Source organism: Spirillospora sp. NPDC048823 (assembly GCF_043198445.1).
Lineage (GTDB): Bacteria > Actinomycetota > Actinomycetes > Streptosporangiales > Streptosporangiaceae > Spirillospora.
Genome location: NZ_JBICUT010000004.1, coordinates 241732 through 256431, shown reverse-complemented (window position 1 = coordinate 256431; position 14700 = coordinate 241732). Strand labels below are relative to the sequence as shown.

At 71.0% G+C, this 14700-nt stretch carries 16 protein-coding genes and 1 tRNA gene; 11 read left to right on the top strand and 6 right to left on the bottom strand.

Translation table 11 applies throughout. From position 1 onward, the window contains the following. The first annotated feature begins 42 nt into the window (after positions 1-42). A complete protein-coding gene (locus ACGFK0_RS12125) occupies positions 43-849 on the top strand; it encodes a Cof-type HAD-IIB family hydrolase (protein ID WP_392903488.1) in 807 nt (268 codons plus the stop codon). A gap of 52 nt (positions 850-901) precedes the next feature. Here the strand turns inward: ACGFK0_RS12125 and ACGFK0_RS12120 are convergent, their stop codons facing one another. Then, positions 902-1450 carry a bacterial proteasome activator family protein gene (locus tag ACGFK0_RS12120; protein WP_392903486.1) on the bottom strand — a complete coding sequence of 183 codons (549 nt, stop codon included), beginning with the start codon at positions 1448-1450 and terminating at the stop codon, positions 902-904. Positions 1451-1460: 10 nt separating this feature from the next. Then, on the bottom strand, positions 1461-2417 hold the full coding sequence (locus ACGFK0_RS12115; protein ID WP_392903483.1) for an NAD(P)H-quinone oxidoreductase: 957 nt from the start codon (positions 2415-2417) through the stop codon (positions 1461-1463). A gap of 173 nt (positions 2418-2590) precedes the next feature. On the opposite strand from ACGFK0_RS12115, the gene ACGFK0_RS12110 reads away from it, so the two are divergent. The 4 genes from ACGFK0_RS12110 (at position 2591) to ACGFK0_RS12095 (ending at position 5611) form a co-directional block, all read left to right on the top strand. Beyond that, positions 2591-4801 carry an AAA family ATPase gene (locus ACGFK0_RS12110; protein WP_392903480.1) on the top strand — a complete coding sequence of 737 codons (2211 nt, stop codon included), beginning with the start codon at positions 2591-2593 and terminating at the stop codon, positions 4799-4801. Between the two features lie 24 nt (positions 4802-4825). Beyond that, positions 4826-5200 (top strand): signal peptidase I, encoded by a 375-nt coding sequence (locus tag ACGFK0_RS12105; protein ID WP_392903478.1) that lies wholly within the window; start codon positions 4826-4828, stop codon positions 5198-5200. A gap of 83 nt (positions 5201-5283) precedes the next feature. Next, positions 5284-5372, top strand: a tRNA-Ser gene (locus tag ACGFK0_RS12100). 74 nt (positions 5373-5446) lie between these two features. Then, positions 5447-5611 carry a hypothetical protein gene (locus tag ACGFK0_RS12095; RefSeq protein ID WP_392903475.1) on the top strand — a complete coding sequence of 55 codons (165 nt, stop codon included), beginning with the start codon at positions 5447-5449 and terminating at the stop codon, positions 5609-5611. Between the two features lie 7 nt (positions 5612-5618). On the opposite strand, the gene ACGFK0_RS12090 is transcribed toward ACGFK0_RS12095, so the two are convergent. After that, a complete protein-coding gene (locus ACGFK0_RS12090) occupies positions 5619-6350 on the bottom strand; it encodes a M15 family metallopeptidase (RefSeq protein WP_392903473.1) in 732 nt (243 codons plus the stop codon). A gap of 162 nt (positions 6351-6512) precedes the next feature. Between ACGFK0_RS12090 and ACGFK0_RS12085 the strand changes: the two genes are divergently transcribed. Next, on the top strand, positions 6513-6935 hold the full coding sequence (locus ACGFK0_RS12085; protein ID WP_392903471.1) for a hypothetical protein: 423 nt from the start codon (positions 6513-6515) through the stop codon (positions 6933-6935). A 5-nt stretch (positions 6936-6940) separates the two neighbouring features. Here ACGFK0_RS12085 and ACGFK0_RS12080 read toward each other — a convergent pair whose 3' ends face one another. After that, complete coding sequence (locus tag ACGFK0_RS12080; RefSeq protein ID WP_392903469.1) at positions 6941-7402, bottom strand: MarR family winged helix-turn-helix transcriptional regulator; 462 nt, start codon at positions 7400-7402, stop codon at positions 6941-6943. 165 nt (positions 7403-7567) lie between these two features. Here ACGFK0_RS12080 and ACGFK0_RS12075 point away from each other — a divergent pair, with 165 nt between their 5' ends. The 3 genes from ACGFK0_RS12075 (at position 7568) to ACGFK0_RS12065 (ending at position 10046) form a co-directional block, all read left to right on the top strand. Further along, a complete protein-coding gene (locus ACGFK0_RS12075; RefSeq protein ID WP_392903466.1) occupies positions 7568-8344 on the top strand; it encodes a pirin family protein in 777 nt (258 codons plus the stop codon). Beyond that, on the top strand, positions 8226-8579 hold the full coding sequence (locus ACGFK0_RS12070; RefSeq protein ID WP_392904046.1) for a pirin-like C-terminal cupin domain-containing protein: 354 nt from the start codon (positions 8226-8228) through the stop codon (positions 8577-8579). The genes ACGFK0_RS12075 and ACGFK0_RS12070 overlap by 119 nt, the downstream gene beginning before the upstream one ends. Positions 8580-8852: 273 nt before the next feature. Next, a complete protein-coding gene (locus ACGFK0_RS12065) occupies positions 8853-10046 on the top strand; it encodes an ATP-binding protein (RefSeq protein ID WP_392903463.1) in 1194 nt (397 codons plus the stop codon). Between the two features lie 176 nt (positions 10047-10222). Here the strand turns inward: ACGFK0_RS12065 and ACGFK0_RS12060 are convergent, their stop codons facing one another. Beyond that, positions 10223-11062: a MauE/DoxX family redox-associated membrane protein gene (locus ACGFK0_RS12060; protein WP_392903461.1), complete on the bottom strand. Its 840-nt coding sequence runs from the start codon at positions 11060-11062 to the stop codon at positions 10223-10225. After that, positions 11056-12054 (bottom strand): hypothetical protein, encoded by a 999-nt coding sequence (locus ACGFK0_RS12055; RefSeq protein WP_392903458.1) that lies wholly within the window; start codon positions 12052-12054, stop codon positions 11056-11058. The genes ACGFK0_RS12060 and ACGFK0_RS12055 overlap by 7 nt, the downstream gene beginning before the upstream one ends. Positions 12055-12344: 290 nt before the next feature. Between ACGFK0_RS12055 and ACGFK0_RS12050 the strand changes: the two genes are divergently transcribed. Next, positions 12345-12824 (top strand): SigE family RNA polymerase sigma factor, encoded by a 480-nt coding sequence (locus ACGFK0_RS12050; RefSeq protein ID WP_392903456.1) that lies wholly within the window; start codon positions 12345-12347, stop codon positions 12822-12824. Positions 12825-12928: 104 nt separating this feature from the next. Then, positions 12929-14551 (top strand): long-chain fatty acid--CoA ligase, encoded by a 1623-nt coding sequence (locus tag ACGFK0_RS12045; protein ID WP_392903454.1) that lies wholly within the window; start codon positions 12929-12931, stop codon positions 14549-14551. Positions 14552-14700: the final 149 nt, after the last annotated feature.

Sequence of the window (14700 nt, the reverse complement as noted above, 5' to 3'; positions counted from 1 at the left end):
GGGTGTGGCTTATGGTGTGAGCCATATGCCCTGGAAGGTGACATGACCGACTCCTCCGTGCCGCGCGTGATCGCCACCGACCTCGACGGAACGATCGTGCGCTCCGACGGGACGATCTCCGCCCGCACCGTCGCCGCCCTGGCCCGCGTCGAGCGGGCCGGGGCGATGCTCGTCATGGTCACCGGGCGGCCGCCGCGCTGGATGAAGGAGATCGCCACTGCCGTCGACCACCACGGCGTCGCGATCTGCGCCAACGGGGCCGTCCTGTACGACCTGCACACCGAGACGGTCCTGAAGGCCGAGGAGATCCCGGCGCCCGTGATCGCCGAGACGGTCGGGCGGCTCCGCTCCATCGCACCCGAGCTGCGGTTCGCCGTCGAGCACCCGGACGGGTTCCTCTTCGAGGACAGCTACGACCTCGGACGCTGGGACGCGAAGGCCCTCGGCGGCCGTCCCGTGGGCAGCGAGGAACTCGTGACCCACCGCGGAACCAAGCTGCTCGCGTTCCATCCCGAGGCCGATCCGGACTCGCTCTCGGAGAAGGCGGTCGAGGCCGTCGGCGACCTCGTCACCGTCACCCACTCGTCCGGGCGAGGTCTGCTGGAGATGAGCGCGCAGGGCGTCACCAAGGCCAGTGCACTCGCCGCCCTGTGCATCCGGCACGGCATCACGTCCGACGCCGTCACCGCCTTCGGCGACATGCCCAACGACCTGCCGATGCTCACCTGGGCCGGCACGTCGTACGGCGTCGCCAACGCGCACCCGCTCGTGCTCGGGGCCGTCACCCACAAGACGTCCCGCAACGACGACGACGGCGTGGCCGAAGTCATCGAACGACTCTTCCCCTGACGACGCGACGGCCGCACCCCCCGGGCGGGAGTGCGGCCGTTCACGCGGCGTCCTACAGGTAGGGGCCGGACGAACGCGGCCCGGGCTTGGGCGGCTCCTCCTCCGCGCCGGGCGGGAGCATGCCGGCGGGCAGGGCGCGCCGCATCTGCTCAAGCTGGGCGCGCGCCGCCATCTGCTGCGCGAACAGCGTCGTCTGGATGCCGTGGAACAGGCCCTCCAGCCAGCCGACGAGCTGGGCCTGCGCGATCCGCAGCTCCGCCTCGCTCGGCACCGTCCCCTCGGTGAACGGCAGCGACAGCCGCTCCAGCTCCTGGACCAGCTCCGGCGCGAGACCGTCCTCGAGTTCCTTGATGGACGACTTGTGGATCTCCCGCAGCCGCGCCCGGGACGCCTCGTCGAGGGGGGCGGCCTTGACCTCCTCCAGAAGCTGCCGGATCATCCCGCCGATCCGCATGACCTTCGCCGGCTGCTCGACCATCTCGGTCACCGACTTGCCCTCGGACTCGCCCTCACCGCCGCCCTCGAAGGCGATGCCCTTCGGGCCGACCACGAGCACCTGGGGGTCCTGTTCAGATTGGTTCTTCGAAGGCTCGCTCATCATCCTCATATCCTCACACGGTCAACAGGATCTTGCCGATGTGAACGCTCTGTTCGAGCAGGCGGTGCGCGCTCGCCGCGTCCGCCATGGGGATCCGCCGGTCCACGACCGTCCGGACGTCCCCCGACTCCAGCAGCGGCCACACATGCTCCCGGACACCGGCCACGATCTCCGCCTTCTCCTCCGGCGGACGGGCCCGCAGCGTCGTCGCGTGCACCAGCGCCCGCTTGCGGAGCAGCTTGCCGATGTCCAGCTCCGCCTTCGCCCCGCCCTGCAGCCCGATCACCATCAGCCTGCCGCCGACGGCCAGCGCGTCGACGTTCCGGGCCAGGTACTTCGCGCCGATCAGGTCCAGGATGACGTCGTAGGGGCCGCCTCCGACGAAGTCCTCCTCGCGGTAGTTCACCGTCACGTCCGCGCCGAGGTCCCGGCAGCGGGCCGCCTTCTCCGCGCTGCCCACCGTCGTCACCACCCGCGCGCCCCGCGCCTTGGCGAGCTGGATCGCCAGCGTGCCGATGCCGCTGCCGCCGCCGTGCACCAGGAGCGTCTCCCCTTCGCGCAGCCCGGCGAGCTGGAAGACGTTCGACCACACCGTGCACGCGACCTCGGGGAGTCCGGCCGCCTCGACGACGTCCACCCCGCGAGGCACCGGAAGCACCTGCGCGGCGGGCACCGCGACCCGTTCGGCATACCCTCCCCCGCTGAGCAGCGCGCACACCTCGTCCCCGGTGTTCAGTCCGGTCACGTCCGCGCCCAGCTCCGCGACCCGCCCGGACACCTCCAGCCCCGGATACGGGGGAGCGTCCTCCGGAGGCGGGTAGAACCCCTGCCGCTGCATGACGTCCGCGCGGTTCACCGCGCTCGCCGCGACCTCGATCAGCACCTCGCCCGGCTTCGGCGCCGGATCCGGCACCTGCGTCCACTCAAGGACGTCGGGGTCCCCCGGTTCACGGATAACGATCGCATGCATACCCGTCACGCTACCGGGCGCCGCGCACCCCGCCCCCGGCCCCGGCCCCGGCCGCCCCAACGCCTATCTCCACGTGGGATACGTGGTATTGGTGCACAGGTATCCTGCACGGGGACCATTTTGCCCACCTGCTCCGTGTTGATCATCAGAGGCGTGCCCGAGGGGGAAGAACGGTGGCAAGGAACGAGCACGACGGGCGTTCCCTGGAGGAGCGGCTGGCCTCTCTGGACGCGATGAGCGGCGACACGGGCGCGCAGTCCGCGGAGGGCGAACAGAGTGCGCAGCAGGAGAACGCGCCACCGGACGAGGACGCCGGCCGGCCCGAGGCGGAGTCCGCCGCCCAGCCCGAGCCGGAGTCCGAGCAGTCCGACCCCAACGCCAACCCCTGGCTCGCCGCGCCCCCCTCGTTCCAGCAGGCCCCCGAGACCGGTTACCCGCCCCAGACCTTCGGCCCGCCGCAGCCCCCGCCGTACGAGGGCGGCCCCACGCCCCAGCCGTTCGACGGGGGAATGCTGCCGCCGCCGTACGCGGCCGGCGGCTACGACCCGTCCCAGGCCCCCCAGCAGCCCCCGCACCAGCCGCAGCTGTCGCCGTACGACGCCAACGGCAACACCGCCCCGCCCCTCGACCGGCTCCCGCCGTACCCGGCCGACCAGAACGCGCTCGGCCAGCAGTACCAGCCGATCGATCCCGCCACGGGGCAGCCCTTCCCCCAGGACACCGACGCCTCCGGCCGGCCCTACGTGCCGATCGACCCGAACACCGGCCAGCCCCTCCAGCCCGACGCCGGCGCCCAGCCCTTCCCGCAGGACCCGAACGCCGCCGCAGCCCAGTACCCACCGGTCGACCCGGCCACCGGGCAGCCGTACCCGCAGGACCCGGGTGCGGGCGGCGGGCAGTTCCAGGCGGTCGATCCGGCCACCGGCCAGCCGTACCCGCAGTACCAGCCGGTCGACCCGAGCACCGGCCAGCCGTACGGGCAGGACCCGAACGCCGCCGGAGCCCAGTACGCGCCGGTCGACCCCAACACGGGGCAGCCGTACGGGCAAGACCCGAACGCGGGCGGCGGCCAGTACGCGCCGGTCGACCCCAACACGGGGCAGCCCTACATGCAGGACCCGGGTGCGGGCGGTGGGCAGTTCCAGGCGGTCGATCCGGCCACCGGGCAGCCGTACGCGCAGGACCCGAACGCCGCCGGAGCCCAGTACGCACCGGTCGACCCCAACACGGGGCAGCCGTACGCGCAGGGGCCGGCGGGGGCGCAGTACCCGCCCATCGACCCCGGCACCGGGCAGCCTCAGCCGCGGTACGGCTACCCCGGCGGGCCGCCGCAGGATCAGCAGGGGTATCCGCAGGCGCTCAACCAGATGATGCAGCCCGCGCCGGGCTACCCGGCGGCGCACCCGCAACAGCCGCAACAGCCGCAACAGCCGCAGGAGCCGCAGAACGCCGACAGCCTCAGCTCCGAGAACCTTCTCGGTGAGCGGCGCATCGCTCCGTCCTCGGGGTGGCGGCGTGCCGTCTACAAGGCGACCGCGGGCGGCATCCACCCGGGTGAGTCGCAGACCGACCTGCGCCGCAAGGATCTGATCGCACGGGCGCGCACCGTCGTGGCGGGCGGGCACCACCGGGTCGCCGTCATGTCGCTGAAGGGCGGCGTCGGCAAGACGACCACCACGACCGGGCTCGGCTCGATGCTGGGGTCCTTCCGCGGCGACCGCGTCATCGCCGTGGACGCCAACCCGGACCGCGGGACGCTCTCGGACAAGGTCAGGCTGGAAACGGCCGCGACCGTCCGGGACCTGCTCAACAACCGGGACCAGATCCACCGGTACGCCGACGTGCGCGCGTTCACCTCGCAGAACGAGGCCCGGCTGGAGATCCTCGCGTCCGACCGCGACCCGGCGGTCAGCGAGGCGTTCAGCGCCGAGGACTACGCAGCCGTCGCCGTCGTCCTGGAGCAGTACTACTCGGTCTGCATCACCGACTGCGGCACGGGGCTGCTGCATTCGGCGATGGCGGGCGTGCTCAGCCTCGCCGACCAGCTCGTCCTGGTCAGCTCCCCGTCGGTGGACGGTGCCCGCTCCGCGAGCGCCACGCTGGACTGGCTGGAGGCGCACGACCACAGCCACCTCGTCCGCAACGGCGTGGTCGTGCTGTCGATGGTCCGCAACCGCACCCGCAGCCAGGTCGACCTGGACAAGCTGCAGGCCCACTTCGAGAGCCGCTGCCGCGCCGTCGTCCGCATCCCGTACGACGACCACCTGGAGGAGGGCGCCGAGGTCGAGCTGGAGCAGCTCGCTCCCGCGACCCGCGAGGCGTACCTCACACTCGCCGCCGTCGTCGGCGACGGCTTCGCCTACCAGCGTCCCACCGAGTCCTGACCGCCGGGAGTACGGTCGCGACCTGTGGACGGTGTGTACGTGGGGAAGGCGGGGCCGGATGCGGCCGGTGACCGCGGCTGGCTGCTCGGGCACTTCAAGCCGGTCGGTGATCTCAGGCACAGTGGCGAGGTCGAGATCAAATGGGGGGTTCATCCGAAGGGTGAGCGCCGCGGCGAGTGGACGGACGGGGAGAAGCGGACCGCGCTGCTCGTCCTGATCAGCGGCCGGTTCCGGCTGGAGTTCCCCGAGGGGGACGTGGTCCTGGCCGAGCAGGGCGACTACGTCGTGTGGGGACGCGGTGTCGACCATTCGTGGCAGGCCGAGGAGGAGTCGGTCGTCATGACGGTCCGCTGGCCCTCGATCCCCGGCTACGCCGTCCCGGACGCACCGAAACCGTGAGCGTTGAACTCGCGTTATGCGGTCGAAGGTACCGGGCGGTGACCGCTATCGTGGGCGATGGCCGCCGGGGACGGCGGTCATCTGGAGAGTTCGCATAGTGGACTAGTGCAGGCGCCTTGAAAGCGCCCAGGGCTGGGGACAGTCCTCGTGGGTTCGAATCCCACACTCTCCGCCCAGCGTCCAGATGGTTGGTCCGTGGCGAGAACGGACGGACCGTCCTGTTGTGTATCCGTTACCCTCTTCGGCATGTCGCAGACACCCAATGATCCGGCAGGCACGACACACCAGTTCCAGAACTTCGCCAACCAGGCACAACCCCAGAAGTCCGGGCCGAACGTCGGCCTGATCGCCGGCGTCGCCGCAGGCGTGGTCATCGTGGCGGTCATCGTGATCGCCTTGATGATGATGTAGCGCCCGCTCAGCGGGCGTTGCTGGAGAAGTGCTGGTAGTCCCTGGCGCCGCTCCACTCGCCGCCCCAGCCCCAACCGATCGAGTCGAACGCGTCGACGACCTTGTCGCCGGCATGGATCATGCCCGGGGCGTCCTTCTCGCGGTTCTTGTACTTCGCGCACTGCTCGTGGGCGATGCGCCCGTCGGCGTAGACGTAGGGGTTCTGGCACGGGTTGACGTCGAGGGCGAGGCCGTACGCGTGCTGGGAGAACGAACTCGATCCGGTCGCCTGGCGGCAGTTGAAGGCCGAGGTGTTGTTGGCCTCGATCGACTGGAAGTCACTGCCCTTGTACTTGTCGACCGGTTCCATGCGTTCGATGGGGTAGCGGATGTCGTACAGCTTCCGGAACACCTTGACGAGGTCCTCGGCCGCCTTGGCGTTGACGACGAGCCGCCCGCCGGTGTGCGGCTTGTCGTCCATCCCCCAGTAGGTCATCTCGATCATCCGCAGCCCGGACGGCGCGACCGGGCAGCCCTCCCGCCACGAGTGCTCAAGGTCCCCGGCGGTCACCTTCTTGATCTCCGACTGGAAGCCCTGTTCGGCCGGCGCCGACGGGGACGCGGCCGTCCCCGACGCGGTGGGCGGGGTGGCGGAAGGCGTCGGCTCGTCGGAGCCGCGGCCACAACCGGCCGCGGCGGACGTCACGGTGACCAGGGCGGCGATCGCCGCCGCGCTGCGAATAGCCCGTCTACCTGGCATCTTTCCAGCATGGCACGTCGGATGGGCTGTGTGCGCCACCCCCCGATCCGCTACCGTGCGTTTGAAGGTGCGCCCGCCGGAAAGGGGCCGGGGCGGACGGGCCGTGAACCTCGATCATCCGCCGGGCATGTCGTCAGGCGGCTTCCGGCCTCAGGGAGCGGGATGGCGGAACCTCAGGAGAGGGACCTCCCAAGCCTCGAAGACGAGATCTTCGCCGTGGCGCACAATGTGGAGGTCGAGCCGGCGGCGCAGGCGCAGCCGCGGCTGCAGACGGACAGGGCCGAGGTGCTCGTGGGACAGGCCCGCGCCTTCCTCGGCCGCGATGTGAAGGCGCTCGCGGCGGGGTTCGGCCTGTTCCTGTTCGTCGACGCCGTGATGATGTGGGCGCCGCTGATGATGAGCCGCCGCCCGAGCCTGCTGCCGCAGTTCATCACCCTGCTCGTCCTGGCGTTCGGGCTCGGCAGCCTGCTCATCTGGAAGGTCGGCGGACGGTGGCGGACGTTCGGCATCGGGATGATGCTGGCCTGGGTGTTCCTGACCCTGGTGTCCGTCGGGTTCCTCACCGGGGTCACCGTCCCCCTGTAGGCGGGTCAGGCGGTAGGGCCCAGGCGCTTGCGGACGAGTGCGAAGGCGCGGCCGATGGCTTCGAGGTCTTCGGGCTGGACGACGTCGATGAAGTAGGTCCGGACCGTTTCGACGTGATCGCGGGCGGCCTTTTCGAGTGCGGCGTAGCCCTCGTCCGTCAGGTGGGCGAAGACGCCGCGCTTGTCGTTGGGGCAGCTGTCCCGCTTGACCAGGCCCTTGGACTCCAGGCGGGAGCACGTGTGCGACAGGCGGCTGCGTGACTGGCTGGCGTTCTCGGCGAGTTCCGCCATGCGCAGCCGCCGTTCGGGGGCCTCGGACAGCCGGACGAGGATCTCGTACTCCGACACCGACAGGCCGTGCTTGGTCTTCAGATCCCGGTCCATGACCTCGGTGAGCCGGACGCTGCCGTCCACGTATGCCCGCCAATCGCGCTGCTGGGTGGCATCGAGCCAGCGAGGTTCGCTCATACCGCCAAGTATACGACACAGGTTGAAGGTTCAACTAAGCCCGGCTAACTTCACGGTAGCAGGATCGCGCCGCACCGGTCCGTGGAAATAGTTGAAGCATCAACCATGTTGTGGCATGCAGTGCACCGCCCGGTCATGGACGGGCACCCGAACGAGGGAGAACCGATGCCCGCCGTGATGGCCGACCCGCTGACCCTTCCCCGCCTGCCCCTGCTGCCCGAGGCCGAAACCGGCTGGCGCCGCGTCGCGAAGGTCGTGACCGCCGCGCGTCACCTGGAGGGCGAGGGCTTCGAGGTCAGGCGCCCGTTCCCCGGCACGGACCTGGCCCTGGCCGACCCGTTCCTGCTCCTCGACCACATGGGCGCCGTCGAATACGCGCCGGGTGAGGCGATGGGCACCCCGTGGCACCCGCACCGCGGGTTCGAGACCGTCACCTACATCATCGACGGCGCGTCCCAGCACCAGGACACGACCGGCGGCGGCGGCCTCATCTCCGACGGCGCCACCCAGTGGATGACCGCCGCGTCCGGGATCCAGCACATCGAGCAGCCGCCGCCGGAACTGGTCACCAAGGGCGGCCTGTTCCACGGCGTCCAGCTCTGGGTGAACCTGCCCCGCGCCCAGAAGTGGGTGCCGCCGCGCTACCAGGACATCGAGGCCCGCGACGTCAAGCTGCTGGCGGCCGACGACGGCTCGTCCCTCGTCCGCGTCATCGCGGGCTCGGTCGCCGGATACGACGGCCCCGGCGTCACCTACACGCCCATCAACTACCTGCATGCGACGGTCGCGCCCGGTGCGCGCCTCACCCTGCCCTGGCCGCGCGATTTCAACGCGATGGTGTACGTGCTCTCCGGGCGCGGGACGGCGGGCTCCGAGGAGACCGGGCTGGACGAAGGGCAGCTCGGGGTCTTCGCCGGCTCCCACCCACAAGGGCACCGGTGACGGCCTCGTCGTCCGCGCCGCCGACAGCCAGCCCGTCGCGAGCGCGAACGGCTGGGAGATCCTCATCCTCGGCGGCCTCCCGATCCGCGAGCCGATCGCCCGGTACGGCCCGTTCGTGATGAACACCCGCGAGGAGATCGTCCAGGCGTTCGAGGACTTCCAGGCCGGCCGCATGGGCACGATCCCCGCGGAGAAGGTCCCACATAGGTCCGACGCGGACGAATCTCTCGCGTGATGCAAGCTCCGTTCTCGTTCCGAATCCGTCGCCGGAGTTCCCCGAGTTCGGATGACGGGGGCGGCGGTGTGCGCTAGTGTGTTCGAACAGTCGAACAGAGGTTCGACGAAAGTGCAGGCGCTCGCCCGGGGAGGCGGCATGGTGGCGACGGCGGCCGCGAGGGGGGTGGACGGTCCCGCGCGCTGCGGACGGAGGCGGGAGCACGCGACACGCCGCAGCGGTTTCTACGCAAATCTACGGCCTCAGCTATATCGCCTCATAGAGTCCGAGAGCGTGGACCCCGTGCGCAATCCCTATGCCCCTGGCGCCGGGCAGCGCCCTCCAGAGCTGGCCGGCCGCGACCGTGAGCTCAAGCAGTTCGAGGTGGTGATCGAGCGGGTGGCCCGCGGCCGTCCCGAGCGCAGCATGATCGTCACCGGTCTGCGCGGGGTGGGCAAGACCGTGCTGCTCAACGCGTTCCGTTCGATGGCCATCCAGCGCCTGTGGGGGACCGGGAAGATCGAGGCCCGGCCCGACCAGTCGATCCGACGGCCGGTCGCCTCGGCGCTGCACCGGGCCGTCCGGGAACTGGCGCCCCGGCATCGCGCGCCCGACCGCATCGAGGAGTTCCTCGGCGTGCTGAAGGCGTTCGCGCAGGCCGAGCCGGAGCCGTCCGGCAAGGGCAGGGCGCGGGTGCACCGCTGGCAGCCCGGCATCGACGTGCCCGCCTCGCGGGGCCGAGCCGACTCGGGCGACCTGGAGATCGACCTGACCGAGTTGTTCGTGGACGCGGCGTCCGTCGCCACGGACGTCGGCGTCGGCATCGCCCTGTTCGTGGACGAGATGCAGGACATCCCCGCCGACGACGTGTCCGCGCTCTGCGCCGCGTGCCACGAGCTGTCGCAGGTCGGCGGCCCGCTGATCGTGGTGGGCGCCGGGTTGCCGCATCTGCCGGCCGTCCTGTCGGCCAGCAAGTCCTACTCCGAGCGGCTGTTCCGCTACGCCCGCATCGACCGGCTCGACCGCGAGTCGGCCGACTTCGCCCTGCTGGCCCCCGCCGAGCGGGAGGAGGTCACCTTCACCGAGGACGCCCTCGACGCCCTGTACGGCGCGGCCGACGGCTACCCCTACTTCGTCCAGGCGTACGCCAAGGTCGTCTGGGACGTGGCACCCGACACCCCGATCACCGCCGACGACATCAAGGTCGCCGCGCCGGAGGCGGAGAGCGAACTCGCGGTCGGCTTCTTCGGCAGCCGCTACGAACGCGCCACCCCGGCCGAGCGCGACTACATGCGCGCGATGGCCATGCTCGGCGACGACCCGGTGCCCACCGCGTCGGTCGCGGACGAGCTGGGCCGCAAACCGTCCAGCCTGTCGCCCGCCCGCGACGGGCTCATCAAGAAGGGCCTCATCTACAGCGCCGAACGCGGCATGGTCGCGTTCACCGTGCCGCACTTCGGCAAGTTCCTCCGCTCCCAACCCGCCTGACGCTTCGGCTTTGTAGAGATCTCTAGCGAGAATGCTAGAGATCGATAGAAAGACGCATCGAGCCGTATCATCAGCCGAATATTCGGCTCTCTAGCGGTGGCCGTAGAAAGTCGTAGATTCTTCTCGCATGCCCTCTGGGCCTTTCTAACGCTCTCTAGCCTTTCTTCTAGAAATGCCTAGAGAGCGGCAGACGGGCTCGGTTCCGGTGCCACGAGCGCCGACCTGACGGCCCGGTCGCGCTCGGCGGTCGACACCGCGAACACGACCTCCATGTCCTGGCCGTCCACCCGGGCCGGGAAGACCACGAACCGCCAGCAGCCCTCCCGCCACACGTCCATCGGCACGGCGCTCGCGATGACGTTCTCGCGCTCCACCCACGCGGCGCTGTCGTAGAGTGCCGCGTACGTCTCCGCTATCGGGCTGCGCCGCCGCTCGCACGGCGTCACCGGGCGTGCGCGGCCGTGCGGCAGTCCGCGGCGGTCGAGCAGGGCCGACAGCTCCGGGGACAGCGCCGCGAACAGTGCGACCTCCGCCGCGAGCACGAGTGCGACCTGCATCTGGACGTCCCGCAGCACGTCCACGCCGGCGAGCGGGGCCCCCATCGAGGTGATGGCCGCGCCGGTGAACAGCACCGCGCGGAGCACGCTCCGCCGCCCGACCCGCTTGCCGCTGAGCCCGCCGAAACAGCCGCACCCGGCGTCCGGGCGGCTGACCCGCAGCTCGCCGACCACCCACGTCGCGGCGGCGAACGCCACCGTCGTCGCGAGCCGCACCGACAGATGCGACGTCACCAGCAGCGCCAGCCCGAGGACGCCCTCGCCTGCCGCGAGCCCCACCGCCATCCCCCGGCTGCCGCGCAGCGCGGACAGTCGGGCGAGCCCCGCCGGCACCGGCACGCCGTGGACGTGATCGGGCGCGTCCGCCGCCTCTTCGCGGACCGTCAGCTTCGCCAGGCACGCGGCCAGCAGCACGGCCGCCAGCAGCAGCACCTGCGTGTTCTGGAACGCCGTCACCATGACGCGGCCCTCCCCGGCACCGCGGCCGGGGCGCCCGGCCGGACCGCGGCGTTGAAGCAGCCCGCTTCCAGATCGCCGCCGAGCCCGACGAACGCGGCGGGCGTCAGCTCGGCGATCCGGCCCCGCGGGGACGCGTCGCACTCCACGCACCGGTCGCAGAAGCGGGCCGCCGCGCAGCCGCACTCCACCACCGGGACGGTGGCGGAGCGCCCGCCGCACTCGTTGCGGACGGCGACCTCGCTGCCGAGTGACAGAAGCGGGAAGGCGACGCAGCCGGACGGGGCGTCCGCGCACCCCCCGGCATCCCCCTCGGAATCGACGGCCGGGTAGGCGGCACCGTCCGGTGCCTCGTCGGCCGCGCTGCCGAACCACGTCACCGTCCCGCGCAGCTCGCCGGGTGCGGGCGTGCCGACCTCCGGCGCGGCGAGTTCATCGGCCCGGTAACCGGGCTGGGAGGTACCGGGGCACACCGCCAGCGGGCCGTGCGGGGACCGCACGCAGATCACGTCGATGAGGTATCCGGGCTCCAGGCGCGGATGCCGGACCAGGACGCGTTCGAAGGCGCGCGGAGGGATCACCACATGGGTCCGCCCCCGGTGCGGACCCATGTCCACCTCCACGGCGTCCTTCCCGCACGCCAGGATCGTGCCGCTGACCCGTTCGGCGTCGACCCAGACGCGGTCGGCGCCGAGCCCGCCGTCCCTCGGCCGGACGATCACGGACCGGCCCGGCCGGAGCACGGCGAGGCCCCCGCGCCCGCCGTGCCAGACGGTCGTTGCGGCGCTCATCGCGAGACGCGTCTCCGTGCCGCCCGTGCCCGGCCGTGCCGCCGAACCCAGCACCAGCAGGTGTGGGCTGGCGTCCAGGACGATCCCGGTCACCGCGTCCAGCGGCCGCCCCGCGCGCTCCGCGGGGCCGTGACCGGCGGATGCCGGGAGGACGGCCGCGCGGTGTCGGCGGCGGTTCGCTCCACGGCGGTGGGGTGGCGGCATCGCGGTGCTCCGGCGTAGATCGTTACCCTGAGTCGTCGGCATGTGGACAGCGAGTCAAGGGTCGGGCCTGGTGACAGCTTTTGTCGACGGATTTGTCGCGATAAGTCAGCCGGTGGAAGACCATTGATCTACCTCGGTTGAAGATTATGCACTGGTTGACCCGGATATGGGCTTTATGTAGGCCCGAAATTACGATCTACGTGCGATCGTCAAACAACCGGGAGTGCGCACGGCCGGGATCCTGGAATCGTCCCGCCGGACGCCTCCACAACCCCTGGCCCGGTGGTGATTTGAACGACACGCGCCACGAGGAGTTCCGCTCGTACGTGACGGAACGCCGAGCCGTGCTGCTGCGCGCCGCGACCCAGATCACCAGCGACCGCGCCGAAGCCGAAGACCTCCTCCAGGCCGCCCTCGCGAAGACCTACCTCGCCTGGCACCGCATCGAAGACCGCGGCGCCGTCGACGGCTACGTCCGCCGCGCCATGGTCAACACGCAGATCTCCTGGTGGCGGCGCCGGAAACTGGACGTCTACCCGACCGACCAGCTCCCCGACCGTCCCGTCGACGACGACACGAGCAGCAGCGAACTGCGCGACGCGCTCTTTCGAGCCCTCCGCCGCCTCCCCGAACGCCAGCGCCTCACCGTCATGCTCCGCTACTACGAGGACATGTCCGAAAGAGAGATCGCCGAAATCCTCGGCGTCAGCGTCGGCACGGTCAAGTCCACCGTCTCCCGGGCCATGGTCAAACTCCGCGAGCTGTACTGACGGGGTTTCCCCATCCGCCGGTAGCGGGGATCAGGGGGTCGTCAGCCTGGGCCATCACTGCAAGAATCCGGTTCTGGAACGCGCTGCGAGCTGGGAGGGCCCCCATGTTGAGCACCATGCAGGATTTCCCGCTGACCATCACAACGATCATGCGTTACGGCACGGACGTCTTCGGCGACGCCCAGGTGTCCACCTGGACGGGGGACGGCGCCCGGCGCCGCACCTACGCCGAGGTCGGTGAGCGTGCCGCGCGTCTGGCCGGGGCGCTGCGCGGCCTCGGCGTGGACGGCGATCAGCGGGTCGGCACGTTCATGTGGAACAACACCGAGCATCTGGAGGCGTATCTGGCGGTCCCGTCCATGGGCGCCGTCCTGCACACGCTGAATCTGCGGCTGTTCCCCGACCAACTCGTCTACATCGCCAACCACGCCGAGGACCAGGTCGTCATCGTCGACGGCTCGCTGATCCCGCTGCTCGCGCCGGTGCTGCCGCAGTTCAAGACCGTCCGGCATGTGGTCGTCGTCGGGGAGGGCGACACCGCGCCGCTGGAGGCCGCCGGCAAGGAACTGCACTCCTACGAGGAGCTGCTCGCCGCCGCGCCCGCCACGTTCGACTGGCCCGAGATCGACGAGCGGTCCGCCGCCGCGATGTGCTACACGAGCGGCACGACCGGGAATCCCAAGGGCGTCGTGTACTCCCACCGGTCCGCCTATCTGCACTCGATGGCGACGTGCACCGGCAACGCGATCGGCCTCAGCGCGTCCGACATCATCCTGCCGGTGGTGCCCATGTTCCACGCCAACGCCTGGGGGCTGCCTTACGCGGCGGTGATGGCGGGTGCCGCGCTCATCATGCCGGACCGGTTCCTGCAGGCCGAGCCGCTCGTCCGGCTCATCGAGTCCGAGCGTCCGACGGTCGCCGGGGCGGTGCCGACGATCTGGTCGGACGTCCTGCGCCACACCAAGGAGCACGGCTCGGACCTCGGCTCGCTGCGGCTCGTCCCGTGCGGCGGTTCGGCCGTCCCCGAGGCGCTGATGCGCGGCTTCGACGAGCTCGGCGTCCGCATCGTCCAGGCGTGGGGGATGACGGAGACCTCGCCGGTCGCGACGGTCGCGCACCCGCCCGTCAAGGCGACCGACGAGGAGGCGTGGCAGGCCAGGATCAGCCAGGGCCGCGTCCTGGCCGGGCTGGAGATGCGCATCGTCGGCGACGGCGACGTCGTGCTGGCCAACGACGGCGAGGGGGTCGGCGAGGTCGAGATCCGCGGGCCGTGGATCACCGGGTCGTACTACCTCGACGAGGACCCCGGGAAGTTCCACGACGGCTGGCTGCGCACCGGCGACGTCGGGACGCTGTCGTCCGGCGGGTACCTGATCCTCACCGACCGGGCGAAGGACGTCATCAAGTCGGGCGGCGAGTGGATCTCGTCGGTGGAGCTGGAGAACCACCTGATGGCGCACCCGGACATCGTCGAGGCCGCCGTGGTGGGCGTCCCCGACGACCGGTGGCAGGAGCGTCCGCTCGCCTCCGTCGTCGTCCGCGAGGGGGCCTCGGTCACGGCGGAGCAGCTCCGGGAGTTCCTGTCCGGGCGGATCGCGAAATGGCAGCTGCCGGAACGCTGGGCGTTCATCGCCGAGGTGCCGAAGACGAGCGTCGGCAAGTTCGACAAGAAGGTCCTGCGGCGCCGCTACGCGGACGGTGAGCTGGAGATCCGGCGGGCCGACTGACCGCCGGCCGGGCGGCCGCCCGCCGGTGTCCTTCCGGCGGCCGCCCGCGCCGCGGCCGGATCGGGTCGCTGACTCGATTCTGACGCCGAGTCATTGATAGCGTGATCACGGAGAGAAGCGGCATCTCACCCCGGGGTCACCCTAATGGT

Bases quoted from the DNA above. Each gene is read 5' to 3' on its own strand.
- ACGFK0_RS12085 (WP_392903471.1), top strand. From the start codon at position 6,513: ATGGCGGAACCTCAGGAGAGGGACCTCCCAAGCCTCGAAGACGAGATC.
- ACGFK0_RS12115 (WP_392903483.1), bottom strand. From the start codon at position 2,417: ATGCATGCGATCGTTATCCGTGAACCGGGGGACCCCGACGTCCTTGAG.
- ACGFK0_RS12055 (WP_392903458.1), bottom strand. From the start codon at position 12,054: ATGCCGCCACCCCACCGCCGTGGAGCGAACCGCCGCCGACACCGCGCG.
- ACGFK0_RS12095 (WP_392903475.1), top strand. From the start codon at position 5,447: ATGTCGCAGACACCCAATGATCCGGCAGGCACGACACACCAGTTCCAG.
- ACGFK0_RS12080 (WP_392903469.1), bottom strand. From the start codon at position 7,402: ATGAGCGAACCTCGCTGGCTCGATGCCACCCAGCAGCGCGATTGGCGG.
- ACGFK0_RS12125 (WP_392903488.1), top strand. From the start codon at position 43: ATGACCGACTCCTCCGTGCCGCGCGTGATCGCCACCGACCTCGACGGA.
- ACGFK0_RS12045 (WP_392903454.1), top strand. From the start codon at position 12,929: ATGTTGAGCACCATGCAGGATTTCCCGCTGACCATCACAACGATCATG.
- ACGFK0_RS12120 (WP_392903486.1), bottom strand. From the start codon at position 1,450: ATGATGAGCGAGCCTTCGAAGAACCAATCTGAACAGGACCCCCAGGTG.
- ACGFK0_RS12090 (WP_392903473.1), bottom strand. From the start codon at position 6,350: ATGCCAGGTAGACGGGCTATTCGCAGCGCGGCGGCGATCGCCGCCCTG.
- ACGFK0_RS12075 (WP_392903466.1), top strand. From the start codon at position 7,568: ATGCCCGCCGTGATGGCCGACCCGCTGACCCTTCCCCGCCTGCCCCTG.
- ACGFK0_RS12060 (WP_392903461.1), bottom strand. From the start codon at position 11,062: ATGGTGACGGCGTTCCAGAACACGCAGGTGCTGCTGCTGGCGGCCGTG.